Annotated in this window: 19 protein-coding genes; 4 read left to right on the forward strand and 15 right to left on the reverse strand. The window is 37.5% G+C overall.

Annotated features, from left to right (window positions below; genetic code table 11):
- Positions 1-9: 9 nt before the first annotated feature.
- The 3 genes from RCG25_RS12775 to RCG25_RS12785 all read right to left on the reverse strand — a co-directional run bounded on the left by RCG25_RS12775 (position 10) and on the right by RCG25_RS12785 (position 3,609).
- The gene (locus tag RCG25_RS12775) at positions 10-1,380 is read right to left on the reverse strand and encodes an aldehyde dehydrogenase (RefSeq protein ID WP_308084009.1); all 1,371 of its coding nucleotides are present in this window, start codon (positions 1,378-1,380) and stop codon (positions 10-12) included.
- Positions 1,381-1,431: 51 nt separating this feature from the next.
- Positions 1,432-2,631, reverse strand: coding sequence for an iron-containing alcohol dehydrogenase (locus RCG25_RS12780; RefSeq protein ID WP_308084010.1), 1,200 nt, complete (start codon positions 2,629-2,631; stop codon positions 1,432-1,434).
- Between the two features lie 306 nt (positions 2,632-2,937).
- On the reverse strand, positions 2,938-3,609 hold the full coding sequence (locus RCG25_RS12785; protein WP_308084011.1) for a helix-turn-helix domain-containing protein: 672 nt from the start codon (positions 3,607-3,609) through the stop codon (positions 2,938-2,940).
- A gap of 171 nt (positions 3,610-3,780) precedes the next feature.
- Between RCG25_RS12785 and RCG25_RS12790 the strand changes: the two genes are divergently transcribed.
- Entirely contained in the window at positions 3,781-5,031 is a 1,251-nt protein-coding gene (locus RCG25_RS12790; protein ID WP_308084012.1) for an ATP-binding protein, read from the forward strand.
- 170 nt (positions 5,032-5,201) lie between these two features.
- Entirely contained in the window at positions 5,202-6,281 is a 1,080-nt protein-coding gene (xerS, locus tag RCG25_RS12795) for a tyrosine recombinase XerS (RefSeq protein ID WP_308084013.1), read from the forward strand.
- A gap of 195 nt (positions 6,282-6,476) precedes the next feature.
- Here the strand turns inward: xerS and RCG25_RS12800 are convergent, their stop codons facing one another.
- From RCG25_RS12800 to RCG25_RS12855, 12 genes are all read right to left on the reverse strand, one after another.
- Positions 6,477-6,902 (reverse strand): PH domain-containing protein, encoded by a 426-nt coding sequence (locus tag RCG25_RS12800; RefSeq protein ID WP_308084014.1) that lies wholly within the window; start codon positions 6,900-6,902, stop codon positions 6,477-6,479.
- Positions 6,903-6,922: 20 nt separating this feature from the next.
- Complete coding sequence (locus RCG25_RS12805) at positions 6,923-7,099, reverse strand: antitoxin VbhA family protein (RefSeq protein ID WP_308084015.1); 177 nt, start codon at positions 7,097-7,099, stop codon at positions 6,923-6,925.
- A 415-nt stretch (positions 7,100-7,514) separates the two neighbouring features.
- The gene (locus RCG25_RS12810) at positions 7,515-9,416 is read right to left on the reverse strand and encodes an ABC transporter ATP-binding protein (protein ID WP_308084016.1); all 1,902 of its coding nucleotides are present in this window, start codon (positions 9,414-9,416) and stop codon (positions 7,515-7,517) included.
- A complete protein-coding gene (locus tag RCG25_RS12815; RefSeq protein ID WP_308084017.1) occupies positions 9,413-11,140 on the reverse strand; it encodes an ABC transporter ATP-binding protein in 1,728 nt (575 codons plus the stop codon). Before RCG25_RS12815 ends, RCG25_RS12810 begins: the two co-directional genes overlap by 4 nt.
- Positions 11,141-11,319: 179 nt before the next feature.
- Positions 11,320-11,775: a staygreen family protein gene (locus RCG25_RS12820; RefSeq protein WP_308084018.1), complete on the reverse strand. Its 456-nt coding sequence runs from the start codon at positions 11,773-11,775 to the stop codon at positions 11,320-11,322.
- 90 nt (positions 11,776-11,865) lie between these two features.
- Entirely contained in the window at positions 11,866-12,624 is a 759-nt protein-coding gene (locus RCG25_RS12825) for a VCBS repeat-containing protein (protein ID WP_308084019.1), read from the reverse strand.
- A gap of 101 nt (positions 12,625-12,725) precedes the next feature.
- Entirely contained in the window at positions 12,726-15,164 is a 2,439-nt protein-coding gene (gene parC, locus RCG25_RS12830) for a DNA topoisomerase IV subunit A (protein WP_308084020.1), read from the reverse strand.
- The gene (parE, locus tag RCG25_RS12835; RefSeq protein ID WP_308084021.1) at positions 15,161-17,140 is read right to left on the reverse strand and encodes a DNA topoisomerase IV subunit B; all 1,980 of its coding nucleotides are present in this window, start codon (positions 17,138-17,140) and stop codon (positions 15,161-15,163) included. Before parE ends, parC begins: the two co-directional genes overlap by 4 nt.
- Before the next feature lie 295 nt (positions 17,141-17,435).
- Positions 17,436-17,852 (reverse strand): CoA-binding protein, encoded by a 417-nt coding sequence (locus RCG25_RS12840; protein WP_308084175.1) that lies wholly within the window; start codon positions 17,850-17,852, stop codon positions 17,436-17,438.
- Between the two features lie 116 nt (positions 17,853-17,968).
- A complete protein-coding gene (locus RCG25_RS12845; protein ID WP_308084022.1) occupies positions 17,969-18,898 on the reverse strand; it encodes a sensor histidine kinase in 930 nt (309 codons plus the stop codon).
- Positions 18,899-18,910: 12 nt separating this feature from the next.
- Positions 18,911-19,831, reverse strand: a complete 921-nt coding sequence (locus RCG25_RS12850) for a diguanylate cyclase (RefSeq protein ID WP_308084023.1) — start codon at positions 19,829-19,831, stop codon at positions 18,911-18,913.
- A gap of 259 nt (positions 19,832-20,090) precedes the next feature.
- A complete protein-coding gene (locus tag RCG25_RS12855) occupies positions 20,091-21,830 on the reverse strand; it encodes a glycosyl hydrolase family 18 protein (RefSeq protein WP_308084024.1) in 1,740 nt (579 codons plus the stop codon).
- Positions 21,831-22,011: 181 nt separating this feature from the next.
- Between RCG25_RS12855 and plsY the strand changes: the two genes are divergently transcribed.
- Complete coding sequence (plsY, locus tag RCG25_RS12860; protein WP_308084025.1) at positions 22,012-22,596, forward strand: glycerol-3-phosphate 1-O-acyltransferase PlsY; 585 nt, start codon at positions 22,012-22,014, stop codon at positions 22,594-22,596.
- A gap of 125 nt (positions 22,597-22,721) precedes the next feature.
- Positions 22,722-22,898, forward strand: coding sequence for a hypothetical protein (locus RCG25_RS12865; RefSeq protein ID WP_308084026.1), 177 nt, complete (start codon positions 22,722-22,724; stop codon positions 22,896-22,898).
- Positions 22,899-22,983: the final 85 nt, after the last annotated feature.

The following is a 22,983-nucleotide window of genomic DNA, read 5'->3' on the forward strand; positions in this document are numbered from 1 at the left end:
CGAGTTCTTTTATTTCATAAAGAGCTTAATTTTTTGTAGTCCATTTTTAACATTCGGATAGCGAAAGGGGATATCGAATAAGGTGGTTTGTTTAAGTACACTCTTATTATGTGAGAAGGTATCAAAATTTCCTTTACCATGATAAGCACCGATGCCGCTATTTCCCACGCCACCAAATGGGAGGTAAGGAGAGGCAAAGTGGTACACTGTATCGTTTACACACCCTCCACCAAAAGAAACACTGTTTAAGACCTCTTGTTGGAGGTTTTTGCTTTCTGTAAAAATATAAAGGGCGAGCGGTTTCGGGTGACGGTGAATTCCCTCAATCACCTCATGTAAATCACTGTACTCTAGTACAGGAAGGATCGGACCAAAAATTTCATCCTGCATAACCGGATCTTCCCAAGTGATTTGAGTAAGGACGGTCGGCTCTATACTTAGTTTGTCTTTATTAGTTTGACCTCCCATGTACTGTTTTCCGTTATCTAAGAAGGAAGTTAATCGTTCAAAATGACGTTCACTTACAATCCGAGTAAAGTTTGGATTGTTTAATGGTTGTATTCCATATAGCTCCATTGTTGTCTCTTTAAATTGGTGAAGGAATTGATCTTTGATGTTTTTATGAATGTATAAGTAGTCTGGTGCAATACATGTTTGACCGGCATTGGTGAATTTTCCCCAAGCAATTCGTTTGGCAGCAAGTTTTATATTGGCATCTTCATGTACAATACAAGGGCTCTTACCACCAAGCTCTAATGTAACAGGAATCAAATTTTTCGCAGCAGCTTCCATAATTACTTTTCCCACAGGGACACTTCCGGTAAAAAATATATAATCAAACTTCTCCTGCAGTAACGTTTGACTAGTTTCTACACCTCCTTGAACAACAGCAACAAATTCCTCGGAGAATAACTCTTTTATCATTGTACCAAGTAATTCAGATGTTTTCGGTGTTAACTCTGAAGGTTTAATGACGGCGCAGTTTCCTGCCGCAATGGCGCCGATTAAAGGTGCTATGGCTAACTGAAACGGATAATTCCATGGAGCGATAATCAACGTCACACCATATGGTTCCGAATAAATGTAACTAGTTGAACCGATATGGGTGAGCGGTGTCTTTACTCGTTTTGGCTTCACCCAAGAACGTAAATGTTTAATCGTAAATCGTAATTCCTCGAGAACAAAACCAATTTCAGAGGTATAGGCATCGAACGCAGATTTGTTTAAATCTGCTCTAAGTGCTTCCATTAGTTTGTTTTCATTATTTTTAATAGCTGCTCGCAGCTTCTGAAGTGCATCGAGGCGGAAAGTAAGGTCTTTTGTCATTTCCGTTCGAAAGTAAGATTTTTGTTTAGCTACTAGGGAGCTATAGTTTTCCATTTCTTCAACCACCTTGCTATATTTGACATTACAGCCGTAATGACATACATCTTATTCCTTAATTAGTTGATAAAGTGTGTTTAAGTCCTGTTTATAGAGAATTTTCGGCACAGGGTAGAGGGGATTGGCTTCCTTAAAAGCTCGATCCACCATCACAGAGATATCATTGTCGATAATTCCGCTGATTTTTTTGGGTATTTCTAATCTCTCATTCAGTTCCTTTATGGCATCAATGAACTTACGTGCCTTTTGTTCAATAGTATCTCCAGGTTGACTGAGTCCAACTAAATCAGCAAGCTCTGAAAGCGGCTGATAGACAGAATCCCCATAATACTCTAGTACATATGGTAAAATGACGGCATTTGCCAAACCGTGCGGTACGGAATAAAAACCACCTAGTGTATGTGCGATCGCATGGACATAACCAACATACGCTCTAGTAAATGCCATTCCTGCCAAATAGGCTGCTTTTTGCATATTTTTACGTGCCATTATGTTTGTCCCATTAGAATAAGCTACATACAAATTTTCAAAAATCAATTTTACGGCTTCAATACTGTATTTCTTTGTTTCCTTTGTGTTACCTCTCCCGATGTAGGCTTCAACCGCATGTGTCAAAGCATCAATTCCCGTAGCGGCAGTGATATGTGGGGGCAGGTTAACCGTTAGCAAAGGATCTAATACAGCCACATGTGGGAGAAGAGAAGGATCCATTAATGCATATTTTTCATGCGTATCACTGTTCGAGACTACCGCTGCAATAGTGGCTTCACTTCCTGTACCAGCCGTGGTAGGAATGGCAAAAAGGGGCGGCATTTTCTTTAGAATCTTCAATATACCTTTCATCTGGGGAATGCTTTTATTAGGCCTAGCCACCCTTGCACCAACACCTTTAGCGCAATCCAAGGGAGAGCCCCCGCCGAAAGCAACAATCCCGCTACAATTGTTAGAATGATACAATTTCAAAGCTTCCTCGATGTTATCTATGGTTGGGTTCGGTACGGTTTTGTCATAAACAACGAATTTAATACTTTCTTTACGTAAGGCTTCAAGAAATTCATCTATTAATCCAACAGATACAATACCTTGGTCGGTAACGATTAAAACGCTTTCGATATTTTGACTTTTGATTCGTAACGGTAATTCATATAAACTATTTTCACCCTCTAATAATTCAGGCTCTTTCCAGGGTAAGAAGTACGATGTAGTTTTCATCACTCCCTGAAAGGTTCTGCAATAGACTTTATACATAACATTACCTCGCTTTTATAAAAATATAGGATTGCCTTTTATAGTAGTCTACGAAGTAGATGTAAATCTAAGGATACACAAAAGACCCAAAAAGAGGGTTTATTCATACCCAAAAGACCAAAAACAAATAGGTATACAACATATATAACGTGATTATTTGAAAATTGTCAAGAGAGTCTTATGAATATAATTAATATTCAGATAATTATATTCATGGAATCAATATAAATTCCTAAATAAAAAAGAATAGTCAGACAGTGGAGAGTCCTGACTGACTAACAAAAGAAAAGAAGGGAAAGGAAGCTATTAGCTTTGCTCGATAAACGCTATAAGTAACTGTAGTTCCTCTCCGTTTAATTGATTAACATTTTCGAAAAATTGTTGTACTAATGTAATCATTTCAGGACTTAATTCATCACTGACAGACTGAATAATCATTCCTATAACCGCACCGACGAATACAGTAAGTTTGACTTTGGTTTCTGGTGACGAATTGACCATGTTGACGGTGAGACTCTTAACAGTTTTTCCTAAACTATTTAAATATAAAATCAGGACACATAGAAAGTACGCACAAAATTCCAGCTTAACGTCGACTGTTTTCATGCGAGTGATAATATTATGAATCGCATCCATTAAGGGCAGATTTTGATGATTCTCAATTAATTCTGTCATATGGTGTAGAATAGGTTCCCATTCTTCTATATTTAATGTTTCTCTTCGTTCTTTTTGAAACATTTCCTCTGCCAATTCTGTAGGGGAGAAGACCACAACTGAACGCCCTGTTTCATTTTCATTAGTAGAATAGTTTCTTTTTACAAGACCTTGGCTTTCAAGGGTTTTTAGCACATCGTACGCTGTCCATTTACTCACACCAATTGCTTCTGCCACCTCAGAATAATGTACAGGAAGATTGGTTGTATGATATTGTCGGCAAATTTGATCCAAAAATTCACGTCTTCTTTTAGTTAAGATCATTGCAGCAGCCCTCACGATCTTTTTTTCATTATGTTATTTATAAGATATCAAATATAAGGGGAAAGAAATACTACTTTTTTCGTTCAAAAGAACATAGTCGACAAATTACACCATTAAAGTATATTATGGAATCAGTGTAAGATTTTGAATAGAAAAGAAAAGGTAACGAAGATGAGTATAATAAAGGATTTTTTGCTACAATTAACGTTTATGGTCGTACCCATATTTATTTACTATACATTTATTACTGAGAGGGTAAAGACTGATAAGAATCGAAACTTAATAATGACCATTCTGTGGGGAATATCAATCTTATTTTGCATGTCCTTTCCAGTGAGTTATGGTCAAAATGCTCGATTGGAGTTAAGAATTATTCCTCTTTTATTTGGAACCTTATACGGCGGATTTTGGCCTGGCATCTTTCTATCAGCCCTTATCATTATCTTTCGGCTATATACTGGGTTCAGTATAGGATTTTATAATACTGTTCTTGTCTTATTATTCTCTCTGCCTGTAATATTGTTTTTTCAAAAATCGTTTGCGAGTTCGAAAAAAGATAAAAGGGTTAAAATTGCTGTCAGTCTTTCCTTTTACTATTGTATGTTTGGCCTTGTTTTTTTTGGTATTCTAAGAGATTTTTCCGCAGAGTATATAAAAGTACAGATGATTCATCTTATTTTTGTAGTGGTCGTTACATGGGTCTTCACTTTGTTAATTGAAAATATAAGGGAGATTCACCAGCTCCGGTTAGAGATGCAAAATTCGGAGAAATTAAGAGTTATAAGTGAGTTAACAAGTGTTTTCGCTCATGAAATTAGAAATCCGATGCAGGTTACTCGTGGCTTCTTGCAACTTTTAAATGAGCCTGATTTGCCTGATAAAAAGAAGGAATATATCCAATTATCCATTGAAGAATTAGATCGTGCAAATGAAATTATTAATGATTTTTTATCTTTTGGAAAACCTTCCATAAATCATTTCGAAAAAATCGAAGTAGGTTATCAGTTGCAACGTGTAGCAAATATAATCCAAGGTTATGCCAAGAACCATAAGGTTGACGTAAAAACTGATGTTCGTGATAACTGTTGGATTTATGCTAATCCTCAAAAATTGAACCAATCTTTGATAAATATATTAAAAAATGCGATTGAGTCTATGCCGGATGGTGGGACTGTTTGGATTACATGTTCATCAACTAATGATGGATATATAAAGATGATCATTAAGGACCAAGGGATCGGTATGACAAAAGAACAAATTGATAGGCTCGGATCTCCGTTTTACTCCTTAAAAGAAAGTGGAACGGGACTAGGGATGATGGTAAGTTTTCAAATCGTCCGTTTATTCAAGGGTAAAATATATGTGAACAGTGAAAAGGATAAGGGGACAGAATTTATTATTCTTTTACCCGAGATAACCTAAGAGTAATGACACGAAATTCCTTGAAACACAGGATTTTTCTGTCATTATTTTTTTGTCTGTTGAAGAGGGCTCAATTGGCGAAGATAAATATTACGTAAAATATAAATTTGACGTAATAATAGAGGGATTTTAAAAAGGGGGGTCGAATATATAAACGATGAGGTGAATTTATGGCAAATCAAACAAAACAATTAAATTATAAAAAACTGCAGCAATTATTAAATGAATTGCCTTGGTATGTGGCTGAATATATCAATCATAAACAACGAAAGCTCTCGGCAGCATCCTTATTGAACTATTGTCATGATTTCAAGATCTTTTTTAATTGGATGGTCAGTGAACAATTATGGTCTGGTGATGTTAAAGATATTCCGCTTGAACAATTAGAGAAAATGACTGTTATCGAGGTTGATAATTTCTTGAACTTTTTACATTATCAATTAAATAACAAAGAAATCACCGTCAATCGAAAGCTCTCAGCGCTGAAATCCTTATTTAACTATTTGCAGAATATCGCTGAGACACGTGATTTACAGCCCTATATCCAACGAAATGTTATGGCTAAGATTGAATTTAATGAGATTAAGGAAAGTATGGAAACAATAGCGAATAAAATGGAAGGCAAAATCCTTCTTGGAGATGAATATGAAAAGTTTAGAGCGTTTATTGCCCATGATTACGGCGAATTAAACAAGGATAATAAGAGAATCTATCATTTTTATAAAATGAATCAGCAGCGTGATACGGCTATTGTATCGTTGATTTTAGGCTCCGGCCTCCGTCTATCTGAGTTGGTCGGATTAGATGTAGATGATATTGATTTTAGTAAATTCACAGCAAGAGTGATTCGTAAAGGAAATAAAGAACAATATGTGTATTTCAGCCAGGTGGCGATGGCGGATTTACAAGAATATTTGGCTGTCAGAGTTTCAAAATACCAGATTGATAAGAATAATAAAGCGCTATTTATTTCGGCTCCCATGGGTCCTAAAGGTAAATCTCGTAGACTGACAGCGCGTGCGGTGGAAAAATTGATTGAAAAGTACGCTGCAGCATTCGGTAAACCATCTTTATCGGTACATAAGCTCCGGCATTCATTTGCTACCAGATACCATTCAGAGATTAATGATGTACCGAAATTACGACGCCAATTAGGCCATTCATCGATCCAAACAACGATGATATATACTCATATACGGAATGATGATCTAAAGGATGCTGTTGATAAGATGGATATGCCGAAGGAGTAAGGATAAAAAAACAGCTGTCACTTAAGTGTGATGGCTGTTTTTATTAATGGAAGTGGTAACAGGTTTGTTAGTTAAGCAATATTAAAAATTTGTTTACAGTTTACATAATACATATTCTAGGAACTTATAAAAAGCAAATTAAATTCCGTCTCATATCCAAAGTATACTTGTGATATTGAGACGGAGTGAATTTTTTTAGTTGAAATTGATTTCAATCTTAGGATTTATTTCTTTGATCATCTTACAGAATTCTTTTTCATGTTTAGGTGAAATTAAAATTGTGTTGTATTTACCGTATCGTATTTGAAGTCGTTTTATTGATAATGCTGGGCTTGATAATTGATTTAGTGTTTTTCGAATGCTATTGATTGACATAATATCAATTTTCCAACGAAATGGTCCACCGACAACGATTAATTGTTTTCCTTTAATTTCATAATACGTTCCGAACCACACCCAGCTAATAAATGCGGTTAATAAAATAGTAGTTAATATGGTTGTAGTGGTCTCCCCCATCCCCTCTGGTCCTCCGGGGAGAAAAATGATTGATCCTATTAAAAAGAGTATGGTACCCCATAAAAGAACCCCGGTGATAAGCCCTTTTTTTGAATAGAACCGCATATCGTTAGGCCTCCCTTCTACTATTTTTTATCCTTATTAGTTGCCATGTCATTTGCCTTTTTTAAAAACTCCTCTTCTGTGATTTTTCCTTTAAGTCGATCACGTACCAACTGAATTTGTGCCTCTGTTAGAGATAATCCATTGATTTCTAACGAAGCTCGAGCATTTTTCATTGCATTTTCGATTTTTTCATTCATAATGGTCACCTCAAATAATTTTTCTACACAAAATTAAAATATTTCTACACGAAATTATTATTATTCTACATAAAATTACGCTTTTTCTACACAAAATCAATGGATTTCTACACAAAATCAATGGATTTCTACACAAAATCAATGGATTTCTACACAAAATTGATTTTTATCTACAAATGGCATATAGGCTGCATAGGAATTCTACAAAATCCATAATCAATTCTACAAAACTAAAGAAGAATTCTACAAATTTACGAGTTATTCTACAAAATCACAGAGGAATTCCGCAAAATATGGATAATACTCCCAATCCACGTGTAACTCCCTACCTCTTATCTACGACCCACCACTCCAAAAGTTACAAAAAAACGTCTAGAAAGTCCACTAGACTCCCTAAACGTCTCTATAAAACACGCTATCCTACATTCTTTATTCCACCACTACCACCAGTAAACTGACTATTATACAAATCAGCATAAAAGCCGCCACTTGCTAACAACTCTGTGTGATTGCCTTTTTCTATCACACTTCCATTATTCATCACAAGAATCAGATCGGCATCTCGAATCGTAGATAACCGGTGTGCAATAATAAAGCTCGTGCGTCCCTTCATCAAATGATTCATGGCCCGCTGAATCTGGACTTCAGTCCGAGTATCTACGCTGCTGGTTGCTTCATCTAAAATCAATATAGCAGGGTTTGCTAGAATCGCCCTGGCAATCGTTAATAGCTGCTTCTGTCCTTGCGAGATATTGGATGCTTCTTCATTCAATATCGTATCATAACCTTCAGGTAGTGTGCGGATAAAATGGTCGGCGTTAGCCGCTTGTGACGCTGAAATAATTTCCTCTTCTGTTGCTCCCTCTCTACCGTACGCGATATTGTCACGAATCGAGCTATTGAACAGCCATGTGTCTTGCAGCACCATACCGAAAAAGCTTCTAAGGTGCGCACGTTTAAACATTCTAATATCAATGCCATCTATCAAAATTCTACCCTCGTTGATTTCATAAAATCGCATCAATAAATTAATAAGAGTCGTTTTACCAGCACCTGTTGGCCCTACAATCGCCACCTTTTGTCCTCTTTCCACTTTAATATTCATGTCTTCAATTAACAGTTCGTTTTCATTATATCCAAAAGAGACATTTTCAAATGCAACGTCACCCTTAGGAGAATCAATTACGAGAGCATCAACCGCTTCAGGTATCTCCTCGGTTTCGTCTAGTATTTCAAACACCCGTTCCGCGCTCGCAACCGTGGACTGAATTATGTTTGCAATCGATGCTGTTTGAGCGATTGGCTGGGAAAATTGTCTAGTATATTGGATAAAAGCTTGAATATCACCGATCTCAATCGCTTTTTTTGTAACTAAAATACCGCCAGCAACGGATACTAAAACATACCCAATATTATTAATAAAAGACATTAAAGGCATAATCATGCCAGAAACGAATTGCGCTTTCCAGCCTGCTTGATAAAGCTTTTCATTTATTCCCTCAAATTGTTCAATGGACTTTTTTTCATGCCCAAAAACCTTAATGACTTTATGACCTGTATACATTTCTTCAACATGTCCATTAAGCTGTCCCAACGATTTTTGCTGACCTTTGAAAAACTGTTGTGATTTTTTTGCGATTTTTGCAGTGGCAATAAAGCTCAACGGCAGTGTTACAACCACGATGAGTGTCATCAACGGACTAATTGAAAGCATCATCACAATCACTCCAATTAGCGTGACAACTGAAGTAATGAGCTGGGTTAAGCTTTGCTGTAAAGTAGTACTAATATTATCTACATCATTCACTGCACGGCTGAGAATCTCCCCATGTGTCCGGGAATCAAAGTATTTTAGCGGCAGTCGGTTAAGTTTTTCTTCCACTTCATTTCGCAGGTTATAGACGGTTTTTTGAGCGACTCCGGCCATAATATACTGCTGAATATAGGCAAATATCGCACTCAATAAATAAAGACCAATTAATAAAATAATGATATGACCAATATAGTCAAAATCTATTTTTGCTCCAGGCACACCTTTAAGCTTCATCATTAAGCCTTCAAACAGTTTGGTTGTTGCCTTACCCATAATTTTGGGGCTGACAATAGCGAATACAGTGCTGATCATTGCAGTAAGTAATACAGAAAGAAGCTGTAGTTTATATGGTCTTAAGTATCCTATTAATCTTCTAAGTGTTCCTCTAAAATCCTTTGCTTTTTGGACAGGCATCCCCATGGCCATAGGCCCGAATCCGCCTCCAGGCCCCGGTCTCCGAGGACCATCTGGTACGCCGTCTTGTTTTTCCGGCTCTCTACTCATGCTATCTCCTCCTCGGAAAGCTGAGACATTACGATTTCACGATATACAGGACTTTTATCCAACAGTTCTTTATGTGTACCAATGCCTGAGATTCTGCCCTTATCTAAAACAATAATTTGGTCTGCATCCATAATTGTACTGACACGCTGCGCAACAATTAATACGGTGGAATCAACAGTTTCCTGTTTTAATGCAGACCGCAGCTTAGCATCTGTTTTAAAGTCCAATGCAGAGAAACTATCATCAAAAATATAAATCTCTGGTTGTCGCACAAGTGCACGGGCGATGGATAAGCGCTGTTTCTGACCACCCGAAACATTTGTTCCCCCTTGAGCAATCTTCGCATCAAAGCCATCATCCATTGCAGAAATAAAATCAGTTGCTTGTGCGATATCAGCTGCATGCTTTACTTCATCCTCTGTTGCATTTTCTTTACCGTAACGAATATTTTCTGATATCGTCCCAGTAAAAAGCACAGCCTGCTGCGGAACAAAGCCAATCTTTTCACGGAGTCGTTCCTGTGTCATTTCTCGCACATCTACATCATCTACTAAGACTGTGCCACTGTCCGCATCATAAAAACGAGGAATCAAATTAATGAGTGTTGATTTACCAGACCCTGTTCCACCTATTATGGCAGTTACCTCACCAGGCTTCATTTTAAACGATATATTCTTGATCGCTGGCATTTCAGCTCCAGGATAACTAAACGTGACATCTTTAAATTCTACTAGACCCCGCACACTTTCTAAGGACATAGACACAGACCGATCATTAATATCTGCTACAGTCTCAAGGACCTCGTTTATTCTGACAGCTGAGACGGAGGCCCGTGGTATCATCACGAACATCATAGATAGCATGACAAACGAGAACATTATTTGCATGGCATATTGAATAAATGCCATCATATCTCCGACCTGCATATGGCCACTGCTAATACGAAGACCACCAAACCAAATAATAGCGACGGTTGAAAGATTGAGGACGAGCATCATAATTGGCATCATAGCTGCCATAAGTTTGTTTACTTTAATAGCGGTTTGCGTTAAATCCCAGTTGGCTTCATTAAACCTCTTTTTCTCGTGATCAGTCCGATTAAAGGAGCGAATGACGCGAATTCCTGTTAAGTTTTCTCGTAAAACCCGGTTAAGTTTATCCAGTTTTACCTGCATAGCTTTAAATAGCGGGATCCCTTTTCTAGCGATGATGACAATGGCAATTACAAGAACAGGCAAAGAAACGGCCAGCACTAGCGTCAATTTGGTATCCTTTGAATAGGCCATAATAATCCCACCAATGCACATCATTGGTGCCATGGCCATCATTCTCAGCATCATTACAAGCACCTGTTGGATTTGGGTAATGTCGTTCGTTGTTCTTGTAATCAATGAAGACGTACCCAATAGATCAAATTCATGTAAGGAAAATTTGCTCACATGAGAAAATACGCTAGAACGCAGTAATTTTCCAAAACCTGATGCGGCCTTCGCTGAGAAAAAGCTAGCTGCTATGGAACAAATCATTCCTCCAGCCGCTACGAGCAACATAAAACCGCCAATTTTCCATATGTAGTCCGTATCTCCTGTTACTACGCCCTTGTCGACTATATCGGACATTAACGTTGGCAGATATAGCTCAGCTAATGACTGTAGAAGGACAAGGATAAGTACTAGGTAGATTGGCTGCTGAAATGGTCTTAAGTATTTTGTTAATTTTAACAAAAATCTTCCCTCCCTTTTTACTTCAAACTTGAAAAAATAATGTTATTACTTTCCTTTTCAGCATTAGTGAATTAAGTATATTCCCCATGAAAAATTTGGTCAAATTTTACCAAGATTAGTTGTTTTCCCATAAAAAAACACAGGTTTACCTGTGCTTACAATTAATATCTTAGTTATGATTAAATCAAATAGTTCCTCGGTGTACCGTAAAATATAACCTGATTAAATTGAGGATAGATAGATTCAAAATGAACATAGATTGGGGCATCCAACAGCCATGGGAAGTTTGAATAGAATGCTTGGTCCCCATTAACCATTGCTTGTAATGCTAAATTTAATTCCTTTTGAAAAATCATAAAACGGACTTTTGTGTAATTTTCATCATATTCCCCACCGCTTACATAAACACGAGCACACAATGAATATTCCCCTAATTGGGGTATCCACTCAGCCAATACCTCATCGCGCATACTATAGTTAATAGCACTATAATTATAGTTGCAGCCAATAGAAAGAAAAAGCTGTCCTGTGGTATCGGAATGTGTGAGTGTATATTTTCTTCCCTCAACAGGACGAAAAGGGGTAGCAGGGGCAAGATAGGTAACTGATAGTTTTGAAGGAATGAAGACACTCATCAAAGCTTCCTCCTTTCAAAAGAGCTACCTTAGTATATGAAAATGCAATTTTTTCGTGACAAATGCCTAGTGCATGAATACACAGTTTAGTTAATTTGGCTGGTTCTTCTTTACATCGCTAAAAAGCAATCTCCAATGACCCTTGTCAAATATCCAAGTAGATTCAACCAATGCAATTGTGTCACCATTTGCAATACCAGTTACGCGTTGTATTCCTTTTAGCCCCTTTATCTCTCCTTCAAGTGTAACTGGATTCAGACTATTAAATGTATTGACGGTTAATTCGGTTGGTTCATTTAATTTTCCTTTATAATAGACGCCCATTTTCCTATAATAATTCTTTCGATCTTTTAGATCGAATAAATAAGACTTTCCAGTTTGGGCTAATCGGATCACTGCCTTATAATTATTTAAAAAGTGACTCTCCATCTCGAGTGGTTCAGGTACTGCTAATTTGGTGACTTCAAAGTCTTTTAAAGAGTAAAGGAAGTTGACCACGGTTCCTTCATTTTCTTTTGATAACACACTCGTAAATAAGTCTTTTACACCATCATTGTTTAGGTCGATGAGCTGAACGGAAGCTTTAGAACCACTTTCTAATGAAAGGGTATATGTTTTCTCATTGGAAGCGGCCACTTCAAGATAAATTCTTTTTAAAAAAGAATCCTCTTCGTTATAGGGAACTCCCTTTAACAAAATAACATCATTTTTTCCATCTCCGGTAATATCCATTTCCTCTTTGTATAACGTTACTGTTTCTTTGCTTTTTTCGATTGCGTAAACTCCGGTAATGGCAGTTAAAGATATAAAAAAACACGCAACCATAGCAAGTAGCATCTCTTTTTTCATCCATTTCCCCTCCAAACCTTGTTAATAACTAGTATGTCCAGAAATGGAAAAATGATGAAAAAAAGACTCTCTAAATTTTAGAGAGTCTTTTTTTCATCATTTTATTCACTTGGATTTTGAGTAGCTTCCTCTTTCCAAACGTTACTAACCTTACCGTTGTCACCCTCATCAAGGATAAACGAACCGTTTGAGTAACGGTCACTAAAACGAATATCTTCGGCTTTAAAGGTTTCTATATAGCCTTTTTCTGTTTGAATAAAAATAAGGTCCAGGTCATTACCTACAACGAAGCCAATGACTCGATGTGGGTTCGATTTAAGCTCTCTTAAAATGATTACACCACGTTTAGCACGAGAAGATTTTTCAAACTCTTTTAATTTCATCCTCTTTACAGAGCCACGCTGCGTTGCAATGACAATGCTTTCCTTGCTGTCAGGAGTAATCAGTTTACCGCCAACAACAAAGTCGCCATCCTTTAAATTGATGCCTTTTACTCCAGCTGCCCGTTGACCAACAATACTAATTTCTTCCTCATGGAACCATAGGGCATACCCGAAATTGGTAATCATGAATACTTCTTTCGTTCCATCGGTTAAGTGAACGTCAATCACTTGGTCATCATCTTTAAGATTTACAGCAACAAGCGGCTTGGAATATCGCTGTGCTTTATATGCTTTAAGCTCAGTTTTCTTTACCATTCCGTTTTTGGTAACAAACACTATGAAGGCTTCCGTTTCAAAATCCTTAATCGGAAGGGCTTTGATAATTTCCTCGTCACGTTCAATTGGAATAATATTGGCCACATGCTGTCCAAGATCCTTCCAGCGGATATCAGGCAGTTCATGAACAGGGCAGAATAAGTAATTCCCCTTGTTCGTGAAGAGGAGAAGGACATCCTTTGTATTCATGTCGAGCTGTGCAAATAATCGGTCGGAATCCTTCATTGCTAAATCTTGTCCATTGGAAGCGGCGTACGAACGCTGACTTGTCCGCTTTACATACCCTTCCTTTGTGACGGTAACAATAACATCTTCACTTGGTACAGTTACTTCTAGATTTATTTTCAATTCTTCGATTTCCGCTTCAATTTTGGAGCGTCGTTCATCAGCAAAGCGCTTTTTTACATCTTTTAACTCTTTTTTAATGACAGAGAAAAGCTTTTTCTCACTTGCTAAGATGCTAGTAAGCTCTTCGATTTTCTTGGCCAATTCTTCTGCTTCCTGTCTTAAAGCAGTAATATCTGTATTTGTTAAGCGATAAAGCTGTAAAGAAACGATAGCTTCTGCCTGTAGCTCGGTAAACGCATATTTCGCAATTAAATTGTCCTTAGCATCGCGTTTATCCTTCGATGAACGGATCGTTGCAATAACCTCATCAAGGATGGATAATGCCTTCATTAATCCTTCAACGATGTGCTGGCGTTCCTTTGCCTTGTTTAGTTCAAATTGGGTTCTTTTTGTAACCACTTCTTTTTGATGTTCGATATAAGCATCTAGTAGCTCTCGAAGACCCATTAATTTTGGTCGTTTTTTATGAATAGCAACCATATTAAAGTTGTAGGTTACTTGAAGATCACTATTTTTATATAAATAGTTTAAAACACCTTCTGCATCGGCATCTTTTTTCAATTCAATAACGATTCGCATGCCTGTACGGTCTGTCTCATCCCGAACCTCAGACATTCCTTCGACTTTCCGATCAAGGCGGAATTCATCCATTTTTTTGACAAGGTTAGCCTTATTGATCTCGTAAGGAATTTCAGTGATCACAATTTGCTGCTTACCACCGCGAACTTCCTCAATTTCGGCCTTTCCTCGAACGATAATTTTGCCTTTACCAGTTTCATAGGCTTTTTTAATCCCATCTATTCCTTGAATAATCCCACCCGTTGGAAAGTCGGGGCCTTTGACAATCGTCATGAGCTCATCGACTGAAACATCAGGTTGTTCCATTCTCATGATTACCCCATCAATGATTTCCCCAAGATGGTGCGGTGGAATATCCGTTGCATATCCTGCAGAGATCCCGGTAGACCCGTTAACAAGGAGGTTTGGAAACATCGCAGGTAAAACAGTTGGTTCCTTTGAAGTATCATCAAAGTTGGGAATAAATTCTACAGTTTGCTTCTCTATATCACGTAACAGTTCAGCAGCAATAGCCGAGAGGCGAGCTTCTGTGTAACGCATTGCAGCAGGCGGGTCACCGTCTACACTACCGTTATTTCCATGCATTTGGACAAGAACGTTTCTAACCTTCCAGTCCTGACTCATCCGGACCATTGCTTCATACACGGAAGAATCACCATGCGGATGGTAGTTACCAATTACGTTACCGACTGTTTTTGCTGATTTACGAAAGCCCTTATCGAATGTATTTCCTTCCACGTGCATAGCATAAAGAATTCTTCGTTGTACGGGCTTTAGACCGTCCCTGGCATCTGGCAGGGCACGCTCCTGAATTATATATTTACTATATCTACCAAAACGATCGCCAAGTACATCTTCTAGAGGTAAGTCACGGAATTTTTCTGTAGCGCTCATCCTTCAGAACCCTCCTCAGAGACCGTAATATTTTCATTTTCCAATATCGTGTCATCCTCTTCTAAACCAAATGCCACATTACTTTCAATCCATTTACGTCGCGGTTCTACCTTATCGCCCATAAGTGTGGTTACACGGCGTTCCGCTCTTGCAGCATCATCAATTCTCACTCGAATCAGCGTTCTAGTTTCAGGATCCATGGTTGTTTCCCATAGCTGATCCGCATTCATTTCTCCGAGACCTTTATAACGTTGAATAATATAGCCTCTGCCAATCTTTTTCATGGCATCCTGAAGCTCATCTTCATTCCAGGCATATTCAATGATTTCTTTTTTACCCGTGCCTTTACTCACTTTATACAGTGGAGGAAGGGCAATAAATACTTTTCCTGCTTCTAGCAATGGCTTCATATAACGATAAAAGAAAGTAAGCAACAAAACCTGAATATGAGCTCCATCTGTATCAGCATCTGTCATGATAACGACTTTATCGTAATTGATATCCTCTACATTGAAATCTGAACCAACACCGCCGCCGATTGCATGAATGATGGTATTAATTTCTTCGTTTTTAAAAATATCAGCGAGCTTTGCTTTTTCCGTGTTAATAACTTTACCCCGAAGTGGCAGTACCGCCTGAAAACGACGGTCACGACCTTGCTTAGCTGATCCACCCGCAGAGTCACCCTCAACCAGATAAAGCTCGTTCCTTTGCGGATTTCTTGATTGTGCCGGAGTCAGTTTCCCTGACAAGACTGCTTCAGACCGTTTCTTTTTCTTTCCACTTCTTGCATCTTCACGAGCTTTTCTAGCTGCCTCCCGTGCCTGGTATGCTTTGATAGATTTTCTAATGAGTAAAGAACTAATATCAGGATTTTCTTCAAGGAAATAAGTGAGATGCTCAGATACAACTGCATCAACCGATGATCTTGCTTCACTAGTACCTAATTTCCCTTTCGTTTGTCCTTCAAACTGGAGCAATTGTTCAGGGATTCTAACAGAAATAATTGCCGCTAACCCTTCACGAATATCTGCACCATCAAGGTTTTTGTCTTTTTCCTTTAAAAGCGATACTTTTCTAGCATAATCATTGAAAACACGGGTCATTGCTGTTTTGGAACCAGCTTCGTGTGTACCGCCATCCTTCGTGCGAACATTGTTTACAAACGAAAGGACATTTTCGGAATAGCCATCATTAAACTGAAAAGCAAATTCTACTTCAATTCCATTTTGTGTTCCTTCAAAGCTGACAACATGGTGGAGAGTATCCTTCTCTTCGTTTAGGTATTCAACAAATGCTTCAATACCATTTTCAAAGTGAAACACTTCGTGAAATCCGTTTCTATCGTCATTAATTTCGATTTTCAGTCCTTTTAGCAAGAAGGCTGATTCTCTTAACCTCTCACATAAAGTTTCAAAATTATACGTTGTGGTTGAAAAAATAGATGGGTCCGGCTTAAAGTGAATCGTTGTTCCTGTCTGATTCGTTTTACCGATTTTTTCAAGTGTGGTTACAGGCTTACCGCCATTTTCGAACCTCTGCTCATAAATAAATCCGTCCCTTTTAATGGTAACGGTTAACCACTCTGATAATGCATTTACAACAGATGCACCAACACCGTGTAAACCACCGCTCGTCTTATAACCGCCTTGGCCGAACTTACCGCCGGCATGAAGGACCGTTAATATAACCTCAGGTGTAGGTATCCCCATTTTGTGCATTCCTGTAGGCATTCCACGTCCTCTATCAATAACACTTATGGAATTATCTTTGTGTATTTTTACAATAATGTGATCACCAAAGCCAGCTAGCACTTCATCGACAGAGTTATCCACGATCTCATACACAAGATGGTGCAGTCCTCGTGTATCCGTACTGCCAATGTACATTCCCGGGCGCTTTCTGACGGCTTCTAACCCTTCAAGCACCTGTATGGCATCATCATTATAATCAAAAGCTTGCTGAGTTCTTGCCACTAAAATACCCCTTTCATACCCTACAAAAAGAAAAAACCTTCTAATTGCTTTATAAACTTTCAATTTAATCATTCGCTCAAATGAGTCATTAATCCTTTAAAAAATGAAATAGAACCCATGTTTGCCACTATTTATTTTATCACATGTTCTTGTGACGTCTATGCTTAATTGTAGCGATTTATTCAGATTTGGCAAATACGTAATTTGAAACAACATATTTTTGACATATCATCTTCCTCACTTTTTGCTTAAAAAAATAGAAAAAACTGCTAATGATTAGCAGTTTTTTTGAACATTATTTTGTTAAAGCGTGCTCGACTTTAATGCAACGGTCCATAACAACCGTATATCCCTTTTCTTTAAGGAATGAATAGGCTTCTTCATTGATAAGACCAAGCTGGGCCCAAAAGATATCTGCATCAATATCAGCAAATTCCTTTGCAACATCAAATAACTGTTCAGAACGACGGAATACGTTTACGATATCAATATGTCCTTCGATATCCTTTAGTGATGCGACGGCTTTTACACCGAGTACTTCCCCATCAATGGTAGGATTTACGGGAATAATTTCGTAGCCTGCCTTTTGCATGGCTGCAGAAACCTGATAGGAGGTACGTTCAGGGTTATTGCTTAAACCTACAACAGCAATTCTTTTTGCTTTTTTTAAAATTGCCCCTAGTTCTTCGCGACTTGGGATTTCAACTGTCATCATACTCACTCCTAGCCTTTTTCTTTTATTTTACCGTTATCGTTGTAAAAAACATAATTTAACGCTTTCAAATTTTAAAAAAGCCCCTGCTTTAATCAGGAGCTAACGAGAATTATTTATACGGAAACAACCTCTGGTTCCGTTGAAACAGCACACCTTGGCAGTGCAATGTGGAATTTGGCGCCATCGCTTGTATTTTCAACAGAAATTCGACCATCCATTTTCTCAAGGATCATTTTTGCTATATAATGGTCCAATCCGGATCCATCAGAACGGGTGGAGAAATACGGGTCAAATATCTTCTGAATATGAGCGGGCTCGATACCACCTGAATTTAAAAAGACCTCTACAATTACGCGTTCTTTTGATTCCTCTAATTTGATAACCATTTTGCGTTTTTTTATATTTTTATCCACAAAGGTATCTCGAAAGATTGAAAATAGAATGACCATGACCTGGCTAAATTCATTTGGATAACCATATCCGATATGTTGCCCCCTATATTCAAATGACACCTGGATATTATGATTTTTAAGGCTTGAGGAAAACATAATTAATGCATCCTCAATCAAATCTCCCACAGAGAAGTAGCTTTTTTCGGTATTTAGCTGGTAAAACTTCCGTAAATCGTTCACAATACCGGACATTACATTTATTTGAGCCAAACCTTCCACTGTAAAGCGGTCAATATACTGATCATCAATTTCATTAAATTCACGTGCTTCTCTAACATCCTGAATTAATAGTGATAGACTATTTAGGGGGTGAAGCCATTGTTGCCCCATGCTCGAAATCATTTCACCTATTGCTGCAAATCTAGAATGTCGGATTAATAGAAGATCTTTTTGCCTGTTTTTTTCAAGTTCTTCCTGTATGCGTATTTCAAATTTTTGATTCCTCAAGTTATACTTTTCTGTTAAATCTTGATAATTACTTTCACTTGTTTTTAGCTGATTCATTAACTTACGAATCTTAATAAAACACATGAACAATATTACCACCATTAAAGAAATGGTTAGAGATAGTGTTATATACAAAAATAACAATTGGACACCTTCTTAATGAGCTTTTCTGAACAATGTTACACGATTACGTCCATTCTTTTTTGACTCATGGAGAGCGATCTCTGCGTCGTTTAGTAGTTCTACCTTTGATTTACAGTTTAAATATTCAGTAACACCAAAGCTACATGTCACCTTACCAATACTTTTAAAATCAAAGGTCCCAATTAAAAAACGAAGGGACTCTGCAATATCAACAGCATCATCTGCTTTCGTATTCGGGAGCAAAAGGAAGAATTCATCAGTTCTCCCATGACCTAAAATATCCTTTTCTCTAATTCTCTGTTGGATAATGGTTGAAATGGTAGTTAACACTTCCTCACCTGCATTCTTGCCAAAACAATCAATAATCTTTTGAAAGAAGTCGATTTCCATTTTAATAATAGACAAAGGGTACGTACCTTGTTTGGTACGTTTTACTTCATTTATCAGATATTCATGGAACTTCACACGATCTATACTATTTGGGAAGTAATCGATGGCAGCTACTTTGCATTTAATTTCATTTTCCAATTGAATTTGGTTCACAGATGATTGTATGGCTTGAAAGAAATAATCTAAATTTATGGGCTTTAGGATGATATGATTCGAGTAACCCTTAATCATGTGAATAAAGATATCATTATCATCATGGTTAGTTGTTAGAATTACTTGTACTTTATCATTCATTTCTCTTATTCTTTGCACCATTTCTAACTGACTTATCTGATCCATTGTCATATCAACGATGATAATGTCTGGTTTAAATTGCTGATAGAGCTTTATACCTTCCACACTGTTACTAGCAACAAAAAGCGTAGTAAAACGGCGCTTAAGAATACGAAAAAGCTTCTCACGAGAAAATTTTTCTTCTTCAACTAACAACACCTTAATATCAGGATATTGATAGGTTAAATATTGTGGGATATTTCTTGCCATATGATGATCACCTCTTTCTTCTTTTAATGAGAGTTATGTAAGAAAACCGACCCATTTGTTTGTTTGAAATCGGCCGGTTTTTGCTTGTTTATCTGATTTTATCTAAATTATATGGTCTCTATACATTGCTTTCAACGAGTTAACAAATGGTTTGATAATTCTTCATATTTTTGTAATAAAATTGACTCTAATTGTTCTTAGTTACTTTGAAAAAAGCGTATATTGCAAAAAAAATAATCAAAGGAGTGCCCCCCTTTGATTATTTTTGCGTCACTGATCGATCAGCTAATAGATTTAATGCTGTCCAAGCGGTTTGATCCCCAAATAATCGGGACCATGTACCAATCCCAGCGAGTTCATATTTAATCGCCAGCTCCGCTCGTTTATTCAATGAAAATTGATCCTCAATCCATATTTTATAGGTTGCTTTTTCATCTGCTGCATAAAATTCTGCGTAGTTTTGGCCGCTTTCTTCATCATATTTTGGCTGTAGACCTTTTTCACTCAGCCACGCTTTCACTTTATCCATTGCTAGGGCCTTTGCCGTTATTTCAACTGTACCATCTGCATTCATTTGTTCCTTCCAGAGTCTTGCATATAAGGGAACGCCAAGAATTAATTTTTCCTTTGGCACTTCTGTCAGAAGTCTTTCAAGGTTTCGTTCCACCCATGGCAAACTTGCCACACTCCCTGATCCTGAAGAGGCATTGGTATGCTCATCATAGGCCATTACAATAAGGTAGTCGACAATTTCGGCTAGTTGTGGTCTTTCATAAAATGAAGACCAGTTGTTGTCAGCACCCGCTGAGAAGGTAATATCCATCGAAATGACAAGGCCTGCTTCGTGCAGGTATGGCGCTGCCTCTCTCATAAATTGAGTAACTAATGGTCCATCCTCAGGATTAACATTTTCAATATCAAAGTTCATCCCTTGAAGATGATACATCTGACTAAAGTGAAGCAGTTGCCGGATAATCGCTGATCTTGTATCAAAATCTTTGAATGCTTCGTGGGTCAATTGAGGATCAAAAGAATTTGAAAACACACCCCAAACTTGATATCCCTTTCCTTGTGCCCATTTACTATAATCAAGTGAGGCAAGGTTTTTAACTGCTCCATCATTGCTAGCAAGGGAGAACCATGTAGGTGAAATAACATTTAATCCTGTCATTTCGGGTATTTTTGACATGTCCGGATTCTTGGTATAGACGGCCTCCCAGGTTAACTGAATGGGTCCATTTATTTTGGGTATTTGAAATGTTTTCCGCTCGTGCTTTATGGATATCTTTACGTGATCCTCTTTAGAGACATACTCTTTTTTTATATAGCCGCTAACACCGTTTGCTTTCCTAACTAAATAATAATCGTCTTTTTCACCCTCGATGATAATCTCTTCTTTCGATTTCATGCCAGCGACATATGGTGACTGCCAGGTGGGCTTTGTGCGAAGTCTAAGCTTCTCTTTATTAATTTCCTTGTCTTTTAATCTACCATTCTCGTATTGATCACCATCCTGTTGAATCCATATCGCATCACTATCTGGTAATGTTTTATATTGAAGAGGGTAAAAAGATAAGATTGAATCAAGCGCAATATACAGTTCTCCATTCTTTGCAAGAATGGGAGACAGCTGTAAGTTTACTGGCTTTTGATTCACATAATAACTTAACGAATCTGTTGGCATTTGTACAACTTTATCTGTCGTAGTGATAACAACGGATTTTGATTTCTCATCATAATGGATCGTGCCATCAATACTTTTTTTCACAAATGAAAGTGGTACAAACAAAGTGTTTCTCTCAATAATAGCATTTCCTTGTTGCTTTCCCATGAAAAGGATGGGATGCTGGCCTTGAAAATAGGTCTTTTTCTCTGTGGATGCAAATGGATAAAGTATCAGAAAAATAGAAGAGATAATAAGTAAGATAGCACTTATTAATCCTCCAATTATCCATTTAGTTGATAGTTTATTATTTTTTGTATATTCTAGACGTGCCATGTTTCCCTTCCTCCTTATTTCTATCCTAAGGTATCTTATTGCAATTGAGAAGGTATTTTTAGAATCTCTTTCGGTCCCTTCTTCACTAATAATTAAAGTTAATCAAGAAAGCAATAGTGTTTTTTAATCAATACATGGTAAAATAAAAGAACTGGATCTTTTATCGAAGGAGAAATTATGAATGGTTCAAATTATATTAGTCTTGATCCTTGCCTATTTGCTAGGCTCAATCCCCTCAGGGTTAATTATCGGTAAAACGTTTTATAAAACCGATATTCGTCAGCACGGAAGCGGAAATTTAGGAGGGACGAACACTTTTCGAACACTTGGAGTGAAAGCAGGAATTGCCGTTACTCTTGCTGATATTTTGAAAGGGACTTTAGCAGCTTCCTTACCCTACCTCTTTCATGTAGACATTAACCCATTACTAGCTGGTGTCTTAGCTGTTATTGGTCACACTTATCCAATTTTTGCGGGATTCCGTGGAGGTAAAGCAGTTGCCACTTCAGGAGGAGTTTTACTACTCTGTGCTCCATTTATGTTCATCACAGTTTTGGTTGTCTTTTTTCTCAGTCTGTACATAACAAAATATGTTTCGTTATCCTCTATGATTGCAGGTCTCTGTGCAGTCATTTACGCACTGGTCATATGGAATGTCCCGTTACTAATTGCTGTAACGTTATTAGCATCATTTGTCATTTACCGCCATCGGGCAAATATTAAGAGGATCATCAATAAGACAGAACCAAAAATTAAATGGCTATAAAGGAACCGAATCGGTTCTTTTATAGCCATTTTTCATGAAATTGTCGAAATCCCTTCAGTCATATCCCTTTTATTTCCTATAGAATAGAAGTAGGAATAAGCGTCAGTTCATGGAGGGGGATAAAATTGCAAATTGTTAAACAAGAACTTATTTTTTCAACCGTTGTTTCAGAGAGCACCGATGTAAATGACTTTATTGTCGAGTTTATGAACCCTGAGGAAGGAACAGACTGTTCTCCGATAAAAGTTACTAGAAATTTTGAGGAATTACTTCAGTTTCTTGGTGTATTAGAAGAGTCATAAAGAGTTATTTTTAGAAATAGGTTGTCTTTTAATGGGCCAGCCTATTTCCTACATTCTTAATAGATGGAATTTTTTATTTCCTAAT

Origin of the sequence: Neobacillus sp. PS2-9, from assembly GCF_030915525.1 — a bacterium.
Taxonomy (GTDB): Bacteria; Bacillota; Bacilli; order Bacillales; family Cytobacillaceae; genus Neobacillus.